The organism is Cellulosimicrobium funkei, assembly GCF_004519295.1.
Lineage (GTDB): Bacteria > Actinomycetota > Actinomycetes > Actinomycetales > Cellulomonadaceae > Cellulosimicrobium > Cellulosimicrobium funkei.
Genome location: NZ_SOZH01000006.1, coordinates 241,152 through 256,062, shown reverse-complemented (window position 1 = coordinate 256,062; position 14,911 = coordinate 241,152). Strand labels below are relative to the sequence as shown.

The following is a 14,911-nucleotide window of genomic DNA, read 5'->3' as shown; positions in this document are numbered from 1 at the left end:
GAGACTGGTGGTCATGCACCGCTCCCCCGCCCGGCGCCGTCGCGCCCTCGCCACCACCGCCGCCCTCGCCACGGCCGCGCTCGTCGCGTCCTGCTCCCCCGGCGACTCCCCCGGGGACGGCGGCTCGGGAGGAGGAGGAGGAGGAGGAGGAGGCGACGACGGCCGGCTCCAGGTGCTCGCGTCGTTCTACCCGCTCCAGTACGTCGTCGAGCAGGTCGGCGGGGAGCACGTCGACGTCGCGAACCTCACGCCGCCCGCGGCCGAGCCGCACGACCTCGAGCTCGCGCCCGCGCAGGTCCGCTCGATCGGCGACGCCGACCTCGTCGTCTACCTCTCGGGGTTCCAGCCCGCGGTCGACGAGGGGATCGAGCAGCGCGCCCCCGAGCACGTGGTCGACGCCGCGGCGTCGGCCGGGCTCGAGGAGCACCCCGGCGGCGAGGGCGAGCACGCCGACGAGACCGCGGAGGAGCACGCCGAGCACGCGGACGAGTCGGGCGACGGTCACGACCACGGCTCCACGGACCCGCACTTCTGGCTCGACCCGACCCGTCTGGCCTCGGTGGGCGACGCCGTCGCCGACGAGCTCTCCGCGCTCGACCCCGACCACGCCGACGACTACGCGGCCGGTGCCGCCGCCCTCACCGCGGATCTCGACGACCTGGACGCCGAGTTCGCCGGGGCGCTCGCCCCGTGCGCGGGTGCGACGCTCGTCACCTCCCACGAGGCCTTCGGCTACCTCGCCGAGCGCTACGACCTGCACCAGGTCGGGATCTCCGGGATCGACCCGGAGGCGGAGCCCTCCCCCGCGCGCCTGCGCGAGGTGGGCGAGGTCGTCCGGGAGAACGGCGTGACCACGCTCTTCTTCGAGACGCTCGTCAGCCCCAAGGTGACGCAGACGCTCGCCGACGACCTCGGCGTCCGGACCGCGCTGCTCGACCCGCTCGAGAGCCTCGCGGAGGGCGCGACGGACTACCGTGAGGTCATGGAGTCCAACCTCGAGGCGCTCACGTCCGGCCTCGCGTGCGCATGACGGACGCACCGGAGCTGATCGCCGCGCGCGACGTCCACGTGACCCTCGGCGGGAGCGAGATCCTGCGCGGCATCGACCTCTCGGTCCGCGCGGGCGAGGTCGTCTCGCTCCTCGGCGCGAACGGCTCGGGCAAGTCGACGCTGGTCCGCGCGCTCGTCGGGATCGTGCCGCTCTCCCGCGGCTCCGTCGACCTGTTCGGCGCGCCGCTCGGCCCGCGGCTGCCGTGGCGGCGGCTCGGGTACGTGCCGCAACGCGTGAGCGCACCCTCGGGCATGCCGTCCACCGCGTCGGAGGTCGTCGCGTCCGGGCTCCTCGGCGGCGGCCGTCTCCGGCTCCCGCGCGGGTGGCGCGACCGCACGGTCGAGGCGCTCGAGCTCGTGGGCCTCGCGGACCGCGCCGACGACTCGACGGCCGAGCTCTCGGGCGGGCAGCAGCAGCGCGTGCTCATCGCGCGCGCCCTCGTGCGCCGGCCCGACCTGCTCGTGCTGGACGAGCCCGTCGCGGGCGTCGACAAGCCGAGCCAGGAGGCGTTCGCCGCGACGATGACGCGCCTCGTGGGCGACGGCCTCACGGTCCTCGTGGTGCTCCACGAGCTCGGGGCGCTCGCCCCGCTCGTCGAGCGCGCGGTCGTCCTGCGCCACGGGCGCGTCGTGCACGACGGCGCCCCGCCCCGCGCGTCGTCCACGCACGCGGGCGCGACGCACCAGCACCTGCACCCGCACGAGCCCGTCGACGGCGACAACCGTCCCGCGGGCCCGGAGACGGGCCTCACCGACACCCTGAACCCCGACCTCTCCGCAGGCCACGCACCCAGGACGGCCTCATGACCCCCCTGTTCTCCGAGATCTCCCTGCTGCTCACCGACCCGCTCATGCAGCGCGCCCTCCTCGCGGCGCTGCTCGTCGGCGTCAGCGCCCCCGTCGTCGGCACGTACCTCGTGCAGCGCAAGCTCTCGCTGCTCGGCGACGGCATCGGGCACGTCGCGCTCACGGGCGTCGCGCTCGGGTGGCTCGTCGGCGCCGCGATGGGCGTCGTGCCGAACGACGCGCTCGCGATCCCCGGCGCGGTCGTCGCGGCGGTGCTCGGCGCGGTCGCGATCGAGCTCGTGCGCGAGCGGGGCCGCACGAGCGGTGACCTCGCGCTCGCGCTCCTGTTCTACGGCGGCATCGCGGGCGGCGTCCTGCTCATCGGCCTCGCGGGCGGCTCGTCGGGCAGCCTCATGCAGTACCTGTTCGGCTCGATCTCGACGGTGACGTCGTCGGACCTCGTCCTCACGGTCGTCCTCAGCGCGGTGATCCTGCTCGTCGGTGTCGGCCTGCGGGCCGCGCTGTTCTCGGTGAGCCACGACGAGGAGTTCGCGCGCGCGTCCGGCCTGCCCGTGCGCACGCTGAACATCGCGGTCGCCGTCGTCGCCGCGCTCACCGTGACCGTGTCGATGCGGGTCGTCGGGCTGCTGCTCGTCAGCGCCCTCATGATCGTGCCCGTCGCGGTCGCCCAGCTCGTCACGCGCTCGTTCCGCCGCACGATGCTCGTCGCGTCGGTCGTCGGGGTGGTCGTGTGCGTCGTCGGGCTGTCCTTCACGTACTGGAACAACGTCTCGCCGGGTGCGACGATCGTCGTCCTCGCGATCGCGACGTACCTCGTCGTCGCCGCGCTGCGACCCCTGTGGGTCCGACGGCGGCCGCGCGTCGCGCGGGACCCGCACCCGGACATCCCCGACGACGTCGAGCTCGACCTCGTACCCTCGGGGTCGACCCACCGCACCACCGGAGGTGACCCGTGCAGCGCATGACCCGCCAGCGCGCCGCCGTCTCGGACGCGCTGGAGGACCTGGAGGACTTCCGCAGCGCCCAGCAGCTCCACGAGATCCTGCGCACGCGCGGCGACAACGTGGGGCTCGCCACCGTCTACCGCACGCTGCAGAGCCTCGCGGACGGCGGCGACGTGGACGTGCTGCGCACCGAGGAGGGCGAGAACCTCTACCGCCGGTGCGAGCGCCGCGAGCACCACCACCACCTCGTGTGCCGGGCGTGCGGGCGGACCGTCGAGATCGACGGCCCGACGGTCGAGGCCTGGGCCAACCAGGTCGGCACCTCGCACGGGTTCGTCGACATCCAGCACACCATCGAGCTGTTCGGCACGTGCGCGGGCTGCGCGCGGGCCACCGCCGTCCAGGACTGAGCGGTGCCCGACGCGCTGGACGGCGCCCCGTTCGCCGCGCTCTTCGCCTTCTTCTTCGCGATCGCGTTCGTGCGGACGCAGGCGACCTACTGGATCGCGCGCCTCGTCACGACGTGGACGCTCGACCGCACACGCCCCGTCAAGCCGTGGGTCGCGCGCGTCCACGCCTGGCTGTCCGGACGGTCGGCCGCACGCGGGATCGAGACCGTGCGGCGGTGGGGCGTGCTCGCGGTGCCCGCGTCGTTCCTCGCGACCGGGACGAAGACCGTGATCAACGCCGCCGCGGGCGTCGTGCGCATGCCGTTCGGGCGCTACCTCGCGGCCATGATCCTCGGGTGCGCGGTGCACGCGACGATCTACGCGACCGTCGGGTGGGCGGTGTGGACCGCCGCGTTCGCCGCCGCGACGGGCTCGCCGACGGGCGTCGCGGTGCTCGTCGCGATCGTCGTCGTGGTCGTCGTGGCGGTGGTCCTCATGGCCCGCCGTCGGGCCGCCCGGGCGGGCGCCGACGCCGCGGTCGTGCCGACCGGCGCGCCCGCCGGGGACGTCCCCGCGCTGGACGGGCAGGCGACGCTCCCTCGCGACGAGGACGCGCCGCACACCGACCGATGAGATGACGCGTCCCGGACCGTCCGAACCTCCATGACGACGTTCCTCCTGCTGCCCGGCGCCGGCGGCGACCCCGCGTACTGGGACCTGCTCGTCCCGGAGCTCGACCGGCTCGGCCACCGGCCGGTCGCCGTCGACCTCCCCCAGCACGACGAGGGCCACGACTGGGCGGACCTCACCGACGTCGCGGTGACGACGCTGCGCCGGGCGACGGCCCCCGCCGAGCGGGACGACCTCGTCGTCGTCGCCCAGTCCATGGGCGCGTACGTCGGGCCGCTCGTGTGCGAGCGCGAGGCGGTCCGCCTGCTCGTGCTGCTCAACCCGATGATCCCGCGACCGGGCGAGAGCGGGGGCGACTGGTGGCGGGCGACGGACCACGCCGCGCGTCGTGCCGCCACGGGCCTGGGCCCGTTCGACCCCGTGGACGACTTCTTCCACGACGTGCCGGACCCGGTCGCGGCCGTCGTGCAGCGCAGCGACCGGCAGCCGTCCGAGCGGTCCTTCGCCGAGCCGTGGCCCGCCTGCGCCTGGCCGGCCGTGCCCACGGTCGTGCTGCAGGGCGACGACGACCGCCTCTTCCCGCCGCCGTTCCAACGCGCCGTCGCGCGCGAGCGGCTCGGTGCCGAGGTCGAGACGATGCCGGGCGGCCACCTCGTGGCGCTCAGCCGCCCGGCCGAGCTCGCCGCCCGGCTCGACGCGCTGGCTCGCTGACGGGCCGACCCGACGGGACGACCGCGCGCCTCAACCGACGCTCGTCGGCTCCTCGGGCGCGCCGACGCAGAACTGGTTGCCCTGCGGGTCGGCCAGCACCGCCCAGCGGTACCCGGGGATGGTGTGCTCCCCGACGAGCGTCGCGCCGTCCGCCACGAGCGACGCGACGTCCGCCTCGCGGTCGGACGTGCCGAGGTCGAGGTGCAGCCGGTTCTTGCCGGGCGTCGGGTCCTCGACGCGCTGGAACCCGAGGACCGGAGCCGTCACCCCCTCGGCGGGCACGACCTCGAGGAACCACCCGTCCGCCTCGTCGACGAGCCGCCCGCCGAGGTGGCGCGCCCACCACTGGGCGAGCGGCCGCGGGTCGGTGGAGTCGACGGTCACCATGCCGATGCTCAGAGTCATGCCGCGCACGCTACCGGCCGCCTCCCACGGCGTCCCGGCGACAAGGCACGCGCTGCTCCGCGCGCGACGTCAGGCCGGGCCGCCCGCCGTCCCGCCCACCGCGTCGACCGCACCGCCGTAGCGGCGGTCGCGGCGCGCGTACTCCTCGACGGCGCGCCACAGCGAGCGGCGGTCCACGTCGGGCCAGGGCTCCGGGAGGAACACGAGCTCCGCGTACGCGGCCTGCCACAGCATGAAGTTCGACGTGCGCTGCTCGCCCGAGCTGCGCAGGAACAGGTCCACGTCCGGCAGGTCGGGCTCGTCGAGGTGCTGCTGGACGGTCCGCTCCGTGACCTTGCGCGGGTCGATCCGCCCGGCGGCGACCTCGCGCGCGATGGCGGCCGCGGCGTCGGCGATCTCGGCGCGCCCCCCGTAGTTGACGCACATCGTGAGCGTGCAGACGTCGTTCTGCTTCGTCTGCTCCTCCGCGACCTCGAGCTCCTTGATCACGGACGCCCAGAGCCGCGGACGACGCCCCGCCCACCGCACGCGCACGCCCCACGAGTCCATCTCGTCGCGGCGACGCCGGATCACGTCGCGGTTGAAGCCCATGAGGAAGCGGACCTCGTCGGGCGAGCGCTTCCAGTTCTCGGTCGAGAACGCGTACGCCGACACGTGCTTGACGCCGATCTCGATGGCGCCCGCGACGACGTCGAGCAGCGCCGCCTCGCCGGCCTCGTGGCCCGCGGTGCGCGGCAGCCCGCGCGCGTTGGCCCAGCGGCCGTTGCCGTCCATGACGACCGCCACGTGGTTCGGCACGAACTGCGCCGGGATCGCCGGGGGCCGCGCACCGCTGGGGTGCGGGAACGGCGGCTGGTACGTGCGCCGCGCCATCAGGCGTCCGCCCCGGCACCGGCGCGCGGGTCCGCGGAGGCGGCGGCCTCGTCGGCGTGCGGGACGGCGGGGACGTGCGGGGCGGGGGCGTCCCGCTCCACCATGCGCAGTGATCGCAACGTTCTCTCCAGGTGGTATTGGCTGTACGCGGCCACGAGGCCGCTCGCTTCCTTGCGGTGCCGGGCGTCCGACGCGTCGGCCGCGTCCCACTCCCCCGCGAGCAGCGCGGCGAGCAGGGCGAAGGTCTGGGGCGCGGGCGCCGTCGAGCCCGGCGGGCGGCAGCGCGAGCACACGGCCCCGCCCTGCGCGACGGCGAACGCGTGGTGCGGGCCCGGCTCGCCGCACCGCGCGCAGTCGACGAACGACGGCGCCCAGCCCGCGACGGCGAGCGCGCGCAGGAGGTAGGAGTCGAGCACGAGCCCCGGCGCGTGCGCGTGCTCCGAGAGCGCCCGCAGCGCGCCCGCGAGCAGCCAGTACTGCTGCACGGCGGGCTCGCGCTCGTCGGCGACGAGGCGCTCCGCGGTCTCGAGCATCGCGGCACCCGCCGTGTACAGGCCGTAGTCCTCGCAGATCCGGCGCGCGTACGGGCCGATCGTCTCCGCCTGCGTCACCGTGTCCAGCGACCGGCCCGCGTAGAGCTGGACGTCCACGAGCATGAACGGCTCGAGCCGCGCGCCGAACCGGGACGACGTGCGGCGCACGCCCTTGCCGACGGCGCGCACCTTCCCGTGCTCGCGCGTCAGGAGGGTGACGATGCGGTCCGCCTCGCCCAGCTTCTGGGCGCGCAGCACGATCGCGTCGTCTCGGTACAGCACCACGCCCCTATTGTCCGTCACGCCGCCGACACGGCGCGCACCACCCGCCGACGGCGGTCACGCGGGCGCGAGGCACCCGAGGACCGCGCGGACCCGGGCGAGCGTCGTGCCCGCGTCCTCGCCGGACTCGACCTGGCGGGCCGCGGCGAGCACCACGGCGTTGACGAGCTCCGCGGAGCGCGCGGCGTCCGGGACGCCGAGCTGCTCCAGGGCCTCGACGAGCGGCACGAGGATCGTCGCGTGCATCGCGGCGCTCTGCTGGGCGAGCGCCTCGCGGCCCGCCTCGGCGCGCAGCGCGGCGACGACGGCGTGCTCGCCCTCGGCCACGAGGAGCAGGTTCTCGCGCGCGTAGGCGACGATCGCGTCCTCTGGCGACGCCGCGGTGGCCACCGCGGCGGTGATGCGCGCGGACCACCGCGGCACGACGTCGGCGACGACCGCGTCGAGCAGCTCCTCCCGCGACCGGAAGTACTGGTAGACGCTCGATCGGGCGAGCCCGGCCCGCGCCGCGACCGCCGCGAGCGTGAGCCCGCTGCCGTCCTCGCGGATGAGGTCGCGCGCGGCGTCGAGCAGGGTCCGGAGCTGCGCCGCGCGGTGCTCGGCCACCGTCGGGGCGGCGATCTTGGGCACGAGGGTCCTCCTTCCCGGAGCGCTCTGCGGAGCGCTCCCCCGGGAGCGCGACGGCCCCCGGCCGGACCATCATGCCCGACCGGGGGCGGTGGAGCGGCCTCCCGGAGCCGCCCGCCGACGTCAGCCGGCCACCGCGGGCAGCCCGAGCCGCCCGTCGACCATCTCGACGACCCGGTGGCAGTGCTCGAGCACGTCGTGGTCGTGCGTGACCATGAGCGCCGCGGCGCCGTATGCCTCGACCTCGCGGGCCAGCAGGCTCACGACCTCGTGGCTGCGCACCCGGTCGAGCGCCGCCGTCGGCTCGTCGACAAGGAGCAGCGCCGGGCTCGCGACGAGCGCGCGGGCGATCCCCACGCGCTGCCGCTCGCCGCCCGAGAGCTGGTCCGGACGGCGGTCGGCGCGGTAGCTCATGGACACCGAGCCCAGCAGCTCGCGGGGGTCGCGGGCACGGGGGTCGCGCTCGTCGATCCCGGCGATCCGCAGCGCGAGCCGGAGCTGGTCGACGCTCGTGAGCGCCGGGAGGAGGTTGCCGGACTGGAAGACGAAGCCGATGCGCTCGCGCCGCAGCCGGGCCCGCTCGCGGTCGTTCGTCGCGCCGAGGTCGACCCCTTCGAGACGGACGGTCCCGGAGTCCGGCGCCGTGAGCGCACCGGCGACGGCGAGCAGGCTCGACTTGCCGGAGCCCGAGGGCCCGACGACACCGACGAGCTCGCCCGCGGCGACGCTCAGGCTGACCTCGTCGAGCGCGACGACCGTGGTGTCGCCGTCGCCGTGGCGGACGGTGACCCGGTCGATCTCGAGCACGGGCGTGGCGGGGGTGGTGGTGCTCATCGCTGCCCTCCCAGGGCGGTCAGGGGGTCGACGGAGGTGATGCGCGCGACGGCGACGGCCGCTCCGGCCATGCCGAGGACGAAGAGCAGGACGCCGGCCAGCACGAGGTCGGGGGCCTGGAGCGCGAACGGCATCGGCGACGCGCCGAGGCCCGCGCCCGCCGCGACGCCGAGGGCGAAGCCCACGCCGATCGAGGCGAGCAGGAGCACGGCGGCCTGGCCGAGGGAGTCGGCGAGCAAGAAGCGGCGCCGTGCCCCCATGGCGCGCATCACGGCGATCTCGTGCCGGCGCTGGATGACCCACACGGTGAAGAACGCCCCGACGACGAGCGCCGAGATGGCGTAGAGGAACACCTGGATGAGCAGGAGGGTCGCGGTCTCGGCCGTGTACCCGGGCGACGCGTCGAAGGACTCGGTGAGCGTGCGCGTCACCGTGCCCGACGCCGCGTCGGCGGCCTCGCGGTCGAACGACCCGGGGTCGGTGCGCAGCGCGACGGCGGTCGCGACGTCCGGCACGTCGGCTCCCGGCTGCTCGGCCCCGGCGAGGAGCTCCTGCCACGTGCCGAGCGGGAGGTAGGCGATGTCGACGTGGCCGAACGTGTGCTGGTCCTCGAGGACGCCCACGACCGTGAGCGTGCGCTCCGGGCGCGCGAGATCCACGGTGTCGCCGACGGCGAGGCCGTCCTCGGCGGCGGTCGCCGAGACGACGATGCCGTCCGCCGCCCCGACGGCGTCACCCTCCGCCATCGCGGCCGGGGCCACGAACGATCCGGGCTCGACGCCCACGAGGGTGAGGTCGACGGGCGAGCCGTCCTCCTGGTGCGCGTTCGCCAGGAGCAGGCCGTACGGGGCGGCCTCGAGCACGCCCGGCTGCTCGGCCATGGTGCCGACCTGGTCCGTCTCGATGACGGAGCGCGTGAACGCGGCGTCCGTCCCGGTGCCCTCGGCGAAGGCGAAGTCGGTGACGGGCGTGCGCTTGAGGCCGGAGACGCCGTCGTTGACGAGGCCGGCGGACAGCCCGGAGAGGAGGACGACGAGGACCGCGACCAGCGCGACGACACCGCCCATGAGCAGGAAGCGGGTGCGCGCGAAGACGAGCTCGCGCAACGCGAGGAACATGAGAAGCCTTCCAATTTTGTCGACAGTGCGTCGGCATCTTACCAACATGGTGTCGACAAAACGCCGACGGCCCGGACGACGACGTCGTCCGGGCCGTCGGCGAGATCGGCGGGAGGGCGGTCAGCCCTGGGCACGCTCCGCACGGTTCACGGCGGACACGATGGCCTTGAGCGAGGCGGTCGTGATCGACGGGTCGATCCCCACGCCCCACAGGACGTCGTCGCCCACCTGGCACTCCACGTACGCCGCGGCCGTGGCGTCCCCGCCCTCCGAGAGCGCGTGCTCCGCGTAGTCCAGGACGCGGACGTCGACCCCCACCTGCGCGATCGCGTCGACGAACGCCGCGACCGGGCCGTTGCCCGTCCCCTCGAGCGTCAGCTCCTCGCCGCGGTCGAGGACGTCGACGCTCAGGGTGTCGGGGCCGTCCTCGCTCGACGACGCGCGCGTGGAGCGCAGCTTGAGCCGGCCCCACGGCTCCAGGCCGGAACCGGGCTCGACGGGCAGGTACTCGTCCGAGAAGAGGCGCCAGATGTCCTCGCCCGTGACCTCCGTGCCGTGCGCGTCGGTGTGCTGCTGCACGGACTGCGAGAACTCGATCTGCAGGCGGCGCGGCAGGTCGAGGTGGCGCTCCGACTTCAGCAGGTAGGAGATGCCGCCCTTGCCGGACTGCGAGTTGACGCGGATCACGGCCTCGTACGAGCGGCCGACGTCCTTGGGGTCGATCGGCAGGTACGGGACGGCCCACGTGATGTCGTCCACCGTGGCACCCTCCGCCTCCGCACGGACGGCCATCGCGTCGAAGCCCTTCTTGATGGCGTCCTGGTGCGAGCCGGAGAACGCCGTGAAGACCAGGTCGCCCGCGTAGGGGTGCCGCTCGGGGACGCCGAGCTGGTTGCAGTACTCCACCGTGCGGCGCACGTGGTCGATGTCGGAGAAGTCGATCTGCGGGTCCACGCCCTGGCTGAACAGGTTCATGCCCAGCGTGACGAGGCAGACGTTGCCGGTGCGCTCGCCGTTGCCGAACAGGCAGCCCTCGATGCGGTCCGCGCCCGCCTGGTAGCCGAGCTCGGCGGCCGCGACCGCCGTGCCGCGGTCGTTGTGCGGGTGCAGCGACAGCACGACGTTCTCGCGGTGGTGCAGGTGCCGGTTCATCCACTCGATCGAGTCGGCGTAGACGTTCGGTGTCGCCATCTCGACCGTGGCGGGCAGGTTGATGATGACCTTGCGGTCGGGGCGGGGCTCGAAGACCTCCAGCACCTCGTTGCAGATGCGGGCCGCGAACTCGAGCTCCGTGCCGGTGTACGACTCGGGCGAGTACTCGTAGTAGACCGTCGTCTCCGGGACGGTCTCCTCGAACTTCTTGCACAGCCGCGCGCCGTCGACGGCGATCGCGATGATGCCGTCCTCGTCCGAGCGGAACACGACCTCGCGCTGCAGGACGGACGTCGAGTTGTAGAGGTGCACGATCGCCTGCTTCGCGCCCTTGATCGCCTCGTACGTGCGGGCGATGAGGTGCTCGCGGGACTGCGTGAGGACCTGGATGACGACGTCGTCCGGGATGCGGTCCTCCTCGATGAGCATCCGCACGAAGTCGAAGTCGGTCTGCGAGGCCGAGGGGAAGCCGACCTCGATCTCCTTGTAGCCCATCGCGACGAGCAGCTCGAACATGCGCAGCTTGCGCTCCGCGTTCATGGGCTCGATGAGGGCCTGGTTCCCGTCGCGCAGGTCGACGGCGCACCAGCGGGGCGCGGTCTCGATGCGCTTGTCCGGCCACGTGCGGTCGGGCAGGGAGACGTCGATCTGCCGGTGGAACGGCAGGTACTTGTGGATCGGCATGCCCGACGGCTGCTGCGGGTTCGGGTCCGCGGCGGTGGGCGTCGAGGTGGGGGCGGAGGCGTTCATCGTCGGTCCTTCGGGGTCGTCCTGATCGGTGTCAGCCGGCACACCAACCACCGCGACGAGGAACCGGCTACAGGGCCTCGCCGCGGCAACGAAGGAGGAGCTGCCGCATCAGGTGCACGACGCCACTGTACTCCTCCGCCGTCCGCGCGCCCGGGACGTCCGCTCCTCGGGCACGGCGTGGGTGCGCCCGGCCGGCCCTCGCGCGGAGGGCCGACCGGGCGCCGGAGTGCGTCAGCCGCGTCGCGAGCGCAGCGCCGCGTCGACCGCAGGGTCACCGAGGTTGCCGAGCCACTCGAGCAGCGCCGGGTACGTCGACGGGTTCGCCGCGACCTGGGGCCGCAGGTGCGGCGCGTCCTGGACGATCTGCGCCAGGACCTCGAGCGGCGTGCCCGGGTCGAGCGCCTGGGCCGCGGTGAAGCCCGCCGGCTGGGCCGGCGGGGCGTACGACGGCTGCTGCGCCGCGGGCTGCTGGGCGTACCCCTGCTGGCCGTAGCCCTGCGGGTCGTACCCCTGCGGCGCGTAGCTCTGCTGCCCCGGCCCGGAGGACGCGTAGCCCTGCTGCTGGCCGTATCCCTGCTGGGGGTACCCCTGGCCGGGCTGCTGGGCGGTCGGCTGCGGGCCGGTGCCCGGCTGCTCCTCCTGGTAGGCGGGCAGGACCGCCGTCGACGGGCCCTCGTCGGGCGTGAGGCCGGGACGCGCGGCGTACCCGCTGCGCTCCGGCTCCGCCGGCTGGACCGGGAGCACCTCGGTCGCGTCGGACCCGGCGGCGAACCGCCGGTCCGCCGCCTGCTGCGTCGGGACGGGACCCGTGTGCCCGGCCGGCGGGTAGGCGCCCGTCGGTCCGGTGGCCGGGTAGGCGCCCGTCGGTCCCGTGGCCGGGTAGGCGCCCGTGCCCGGGTAGGCACCCGAGTGCTCGGTCGTCGGGTGCGCGCCGGTCGGCGGGCCCGCCGGGGCAGGCGCGGGCCGGGCCGGCTTGGGCGGCTTCGGCGCGGGCGGCTCCCACACGTAGGCGCGTGCCGCCTCCGCCCCGGTGGCCGCGGGCACGGGGCGGTGCTCGGCGAAGTACGCACGGACCTCGCGCGGGACGGTGAGCGCCCCGACGACGAGCAGCGGGAGGCCGAAGGCGAGCAGCACGTGCTCCACGCCGCCGCCGAGCACGACGCGGTTCGACGTCACGACGAGCAGCACGATGCCGAGCAGCGCCACGACGCCGGCGCCACCGAGCGCGAGCGGGCGCCCGGTGGCGGCGTCGCGAGCGAGCGAGCGGCGCGCGACGAACGCGACGGCGGCCGCGAGGACACCGACGATCACGGCGAGGACGACCGGGACGCCGCGTGCGCCGTCGGCCAGGGTGAGCACGGCGCTCACGGCGACGTAGCCCGCGACGACGAGCACGAGGTCGAGGGCGTTGACGGCCACGCGCACCCAGGTGGTCACCGGGTCCGCGGCGGCCATCGCGCGGTGCACGGCGGGCGCCGCGGCGACGGCCGCGAGCGCCGGGACGAGCACGAGCCCGAACCGGCCGCCGTGCGTGCTCTCGATCGTCACGAGCCCGTTGTTGCCCGAGCCGAGGACGAACCCGACGGCGAGCATGACGCCCAGCCCGACGAGCGTGAGGCGCGCGGCCTCGGACCGGCGCCACGTGCCGTACGTCGGCAGCCCGGCGAGCGCGAGGACGAACACCGCGGCCACGATCACCAGCAGCACGAACAGGGCGCCGCCGAGGCGCGTGCCGGTGGCGGTGAGGATCACCGTGAGCAGCACGGTGAGGGCGAGGAGCGCCGCGAGCGCGAGGAGCGCCTGGAGCCACCGGTCGGTGACCGCGCGGTCCTGGTCCTGCGGCCCGAGCTCGCTCTCGCGCGGCTGCGCCGCGAGGAGCGCGCCGGCGAGGCCGAGCGCGGCGGCGGAGCCGACCCCGCCCCACCCGTCGGCGAGGTCGCCGCCGCCCACGACGTCGACCACGAGGTAGACGAGCACGAGCAGCACGTACGGCGCGTTGGCCAGCAGACGGACCGTGCGCGTGGTGTGCACGGTCCAGGTCGTCGGGAGCACGCCCGTGCGCGCGAGGTACGGCAGCGCGAGCGTCAGCAGCGAGAGGATCGTCAGCAGGACGACCTCGATCTTGTCCGACGCGCGGCTCGACACGTCCCACGGCAGCGCGAGGGAGACGAGGAGCAGCAGCGCGGCGACGCCGTCGCGCACGTAGTCGCTCACCGGGATCCCGGCGAAGGGCGACGCGGTGGCGGTCGCCGTCGAGGCCCCGCCGGTCTCGCGCGCGGAGCCCGTGTCCTTCTCCGTGCCCGTGTCCGCGGCTCCCGCCGCGTCCGGGTCCGACCCTGCCGAGCCCGTCGCACCGTCCGGTGCGCGCTCGGCCGTGGAGTCCCCGTCACCCGCCGTGACGCCCTGGGGCGCCCGGGTCGGCCCGGTGCCCGCAGCACCGGGCTGCGGGTCCTCGGCCGGCTCTGTCTGGTTGGTCATCGTGCACTCCCTACGCTGTCGCGCGGTGCCGGTCGCACGCACGCCGGGCCGAGGGGCCCCGACCGTTTCTACCGGTTCATCACGTGCGGCTCAAGCGCCCACGCGCGGCGCCGTGCTCCCGGGGCGGATCAGGCCGCCCGCCGAGGAGACCCACGAGCGCGACCGACCCGCCGTCCCATTATGTGAGCACCCCTGCGAAACGCGGTCCGGGACACTTGGATGAGGACTCCATGGCCGCCGACGAGGGCGACCACATCCCGGGGGGCAGACATGGTGCTGCAGAAGAGTCCGAGGAAGTCGTGGGCGAGCATCGGGGCCGCGGGCGTCCTGGTGCTGGGGGGCCTGGTGGCCCTCCCTCCGACGGCGACTGCGGCGACCGGCACGATCACCGTGCGGGCGAGCACGGCGACGTGCCAGTACAAGGCGCTGAAGCCGAGCGGTGGCGCGACCGCGCAGAACAGCAGCTGCTACCGCGTCTCCGCCCGGGTGCAGTACCGGTCCGCCGGCGGCACCGCGTACTGGACGAACCGACAGGTCTCGACGAGCAACGTGACCGTCTACGCACCGAGCGGCACCACGTACGCCTCCGGCAGGACGGGCGGTTCCATCATGTCCGGGAGCGCGGAGCTCGGCTTCTACGAGCAGACGGTGTAGAGCAGTGCGCACGTCGATGCTCCGGCGCCCAGGAACGACCGTCCGGACCGGTCGGCAGGCTGCGAGGACGCTCGAAGGTCCACGGACCAGGCAGCACCTCGGTGTCGCCGTAGCGGGCCTCGCGCTGGCACTGGCGGGGTGCTCCTCCGGCGCGGACCCGGCGCCGGACGTGGCCGACCGGTGGCGCACGGAGATCGACGCGCTCCTCGCCGACGACGTCAGCGCGCTGGAGCGGCAGGTGCTCGCCGACTACGAGATCACCGACGCAGAGCTCGCCGAGGCGCGGGACGCCTACGCGCGCTGCATGTCTGACCGCGGCCTGGAGGCGGACTTCGGCGACGGCGACGGGTTCTCCTACGGCGCGACGCAGGAGTCCCAGGACGCCTTCCGTAGCGCCTCGGCAGACCCCGAGGCCGCGCTGGACCAGATTCCTACGATCGCCGACGCGTGCGCGGACGGGACGATCTGGGACATCGGCCTGTACTACCGCGAGATGCGGAGCAACCCCGAGGGCAGGTCCTTGCTGGAGCTGTGGCGCGAGTGCCTGGAGTCGGCCGGGGTCGACGAGATCCATGACCTCACGGACCAGGAGCTGCAGGAGCTCGTCGACGACGAGTCCTACGTCCCTCCGCCTGAGGTCGGGACGTGCGTGTCATAGCCGTCGAGGAGCGCGA

At 74.6% G+C, this 14,911-nt stretch carries 16 protein-coding genes; 8 read left to right on the top strand and 8 right to left on the bottom strand.

The features are described 5' to 3' along the window. Positions 1-13 precede the first annotated feature (13 nt). From E1O70_RS11885 to E1O70_RS11860, 6 genes are read left to right on the top strand one after another with little or no spacing between them, the layout of a single operon-like run. Positions 14-1,030: a metal ABC transporter substrate-binding protein gene (locus E1O70_RS11885; RefSeq protein WP_061266788.1), complete on the top strand. Its 1,017-nt coding sequence runs from the start codon at positions 14-16 to the stop codon at positions 1,028-1,030. Beyond that, positions 1,027-1,857, top strand: coding sequence for a metal ABC transporter ATP-binding protein (locus E1O70_RS11880; protein ID WP_082774215.1), 831 nt, complete (start codon positions 1,027-1,029; stop codon positions 1,855-1,857). Before E1O70_RS11885 ends, E1O70_RS11880 begins: the two co-directional genes overlap by 4 nt. Continuing rightward, positions 1,854-2,822 carry a metal ABC transporter permease gene (locus E1O70_RS11875; RefSeq protein ID WP_061266730.1) on the top strand — a complete coding sequence of 323 codons (969 nt, stop codon included), beginning with the start codon at positions 1,854-1,856 and terminating at the stop codon, positions 2,820-2,822. The genes E1O70_RS11880 and E1O70_RS11875 overlap by 4 nt, the downstream gene beginning before the upstream one ends. Further along, on the top strand, positions 2,819-3,211 hold the full coding sequence (locus E1O70_RS11870; RefSeq protein ID WP_009864106.1) for a Fur family transcriptional regulator: 393 nt from the start codon (positions 2,819-2,821) through the stop codon (positions 3,209-3,211). Before E1O70_RS11875 ends, E1O70_RS11870 begins: the two co-directional genes overlap by 4 nt. A 3-nt stretch (positions 3,212-3,214) precedes the next feature. After that, positions 3,215-3,823, top strand: a complete 609-nt coding sequence (locus tag E1O70_RS11865; protein ID WP_076405531.1) for a DedA family protein — start codon at positions 3,215-3,217, stop codon at positions 3,821-3,823. Between the two features lie 30 nt (positions 3,824-3,853). Then, positions 3,854-4,531 (top strand): alpha/beta fold hydrolase, encoded by a 678-nt coding sequence (locus tag E1O70_RS11860; RefSeq protein WP_061266731.1) that lies wholly within the window; start codon positions 3,854-3,856, stop codon positions 4,529-4,531. A 30-nt stretch (positions 4,532-4,561) separates the two neighbouring features. Here the strand turns inward: E1O70_RS11860 and E1O70_RS11855 are convergent, their stop codons facing one another. The 8 genes from E1O70_RS11855 to E1O70_RS20130 form a co-directional block, all read right to left on the bottom strand. Continuing rightward, complete coding sequence (locus E1O70_RS11855) at positions 4,562-4,936, bottom strand: VOC family protein (protein WP_061266732.1); 375 nt, start codon at positions 4,934-4,936, stop codon at positions 4,562-4,564. A gap of 69 nt (positions 4,937-5,005) precedes the next feature. Beyond that, positions 5,006-5,809 (bottom strand): isoprenyl transferase, encoded by an 804-nt coding sequence (locus E1O70_RS11850; protein WP_061266733.1) that lies wholly within the window; start codon positions 5,807-5,809, stop codon positions 5,006-5,008. Next, positions 5,809-6,627, bottom strand: coding sequence for a DNA repair protein RecO (gene recO, locus E1O70_RS11845; protein WP_061266734.1), 819 nt, complete (start codon positions 6,625-6,627; stop codon positions 5,809-5,811). The genes E1O70_RS11850 and recO overlap by 1 nt, the downstream gene beginning before the upstream one ends. Before the next feature lie 54 nt (positions 6,628-6,681). Next, the gene (locus E1O70_RS11840) at positions 6,682-7,254 is read right to left on the bottom strand and encodes a TetR/AcrR family transcriptional regulator (RefSeq protein WP_009862740.1); all 573 of its coding nucleotides are present in this window, start codon (positions 7,252-7,254) and stop codon (positions 6,682-6,684) included. A gap of 120 nt (positions 7,255-7,374) precedes the next feature. Beyond that, entirely contained in the window at positions 7,375-8,085 is a 711-nt protein-coding gene (locus E1O70_RS11835) for an ABC transporter ATP-binding protein (protein WP_061266735.1), read from the bottom strand. After that, a complete protein-coding gene (locus E1O70_RS11830) occupies positions 8,082-9,203 on the bottom strand; it encodes an ABC transporter permease (protein ID WP_061266736.1) in 1,122 nt (373 codons plus the stop codon). The genes E1O70_RS11835 and E1O70_RS11830 overlap by 4 nt, the downstream gene beginning before the upstream one ends. Positions 9,204-9,323: 120 nt before the next feature. Further along, positions 9,324-11,105 carry a 2-isopropylmalate synthase gene (gene leuA / locus E1O70_RS11825; protein WP_043651760.1) on the bottom strand — a complete coding sequence of 594 codons (1,782 nt, stop codon included), beginning with the start codon at positions 11,103-11,105 and terminating at the stop codon, positions 9,324-9,326. A gap of 231 nt (positions 11,106-11,336) precedes the next feature. Then, positions 11,337-13,583, bottom strand: coding sequence for a DUF7937 domain-containing protein (locus E1O70_RS20130; protein WP_061266737.1), 2,247 nt, complete (start codon positions 13,581-13,583; stop codon positions 11,337-11,339). Positions 13,584-13,853: 270 nt separating this feature from the next. Here E1O70_RS20130 and E1O70_RS11815 point away from each other — a divergent pair, with 270 nt between their 5' ends. Beyond that, positions 13,854-14,237, top strand: a complete 384-nt coding sequence (locus E1O70_RS11815) for a hypothetical protein (RefSeq protein WP_061266738.1) — start codon at positions 13,854-13,856, stop codon at positions 14,235-14,237. Positions 14,238-14,406: 169 nt separating this feature from the next. After that, positions 14,407-14,895 carry a hypothetical protein gene (locus tag E1O70_RS11810; RefSeq protein WP_128957480.1) on the top strand — a complete coding sequence of 163 codons (489 nt, stop codon included), beginning with the start codon at positions 14,407-14,409 and terminating at the stop codon, positions 14,893-14,895. Positions 14,896-14,911 lie beyond the last annotated feature (16 nt).

Coding starts and splice junctions, on each gene's coding strand:
- E1O70_RS11885 (WP_061266788.1), top strand. CDS start 14: ATGCACCGCTCCCCCGCCCGGCGCCGTCGCGCCCTCGCCACCACCGCC.
- E1O70_RS11880 (WP_082774215.1), top strand. CDS start 1,027: ATGACGGACGCACCGGAGCTGATCGCCGCGCGCGACGTCCACGTGACC.
- E1O70_RS11875 (WP_061266730.1), top strand. CDS start 1,854: ATGACCCCCCTGTTCTCCGAGATCTCCCTGCTGCTCACCGACCCGCTC.
- E1O70_RS11870 (WP_009864106.1), top strand. CDS start 2,819: ATGACCCGCCAGCGCGCCGCCGTCTCGGACGCGCTGGAGGACCTGGAG.
- E1O70_RS11860 (WP_061266731.1), top strand. CDS start 3,854: ATGACGACGTTCCTCCTGCTGCCCGGCGCCGGCGGCGACCCCGCGTAC.
- E1O70_RS11855 (WP_061266732.1), bottom strand. CDS start 4,936: ATGACTCTGAGCATCGGCATGGTGACCGTCGACTCCACCGACCCGCGG.
- E1O70_RS11850 (WP_061266733.1), bottom strand. CDS start 5,809: ATGGCGCGGCGCACGTACCAGCCGCCGTTCCCGCACCCCAGCGGTGCG.
- E1O70_RS11835 (WP_061266735.1), bottom strand. CDS start 8,085: ATGAGCACCACCACCCCCGCCACGCCCGTGCTCGAGATCGACCGGGTC.
- E1O70_RS11830 (WP_061266736.1), bottom strand. CDS start 9,203: ATGTTCCTCGCGTTGCGCGAGCTCGTCTTCGCGCGCACCCGCTTCCTG.
- leuA (WP_043651760.1), bottom strand. CDS start 11,105: ATGAACGCCTCCGCCCCCACCTCGACGCCCACCGCCGCGGACCCGAAC.
- E1O70_RS20130 (WP_061266737.1), bottom strand. CDS start 13,583: ATGACCAACCAGACAGAGCCGGCCGAGGACCCGCAGCCCGGTGCTGCG.
- E1O70_RS11815 (WP_061266738.1), top strand. CDS start 13,854: ATGGTGCTGCAGAAGAGTCCGAGGAAGTCGTGGGCGAGCATCGGGGCC.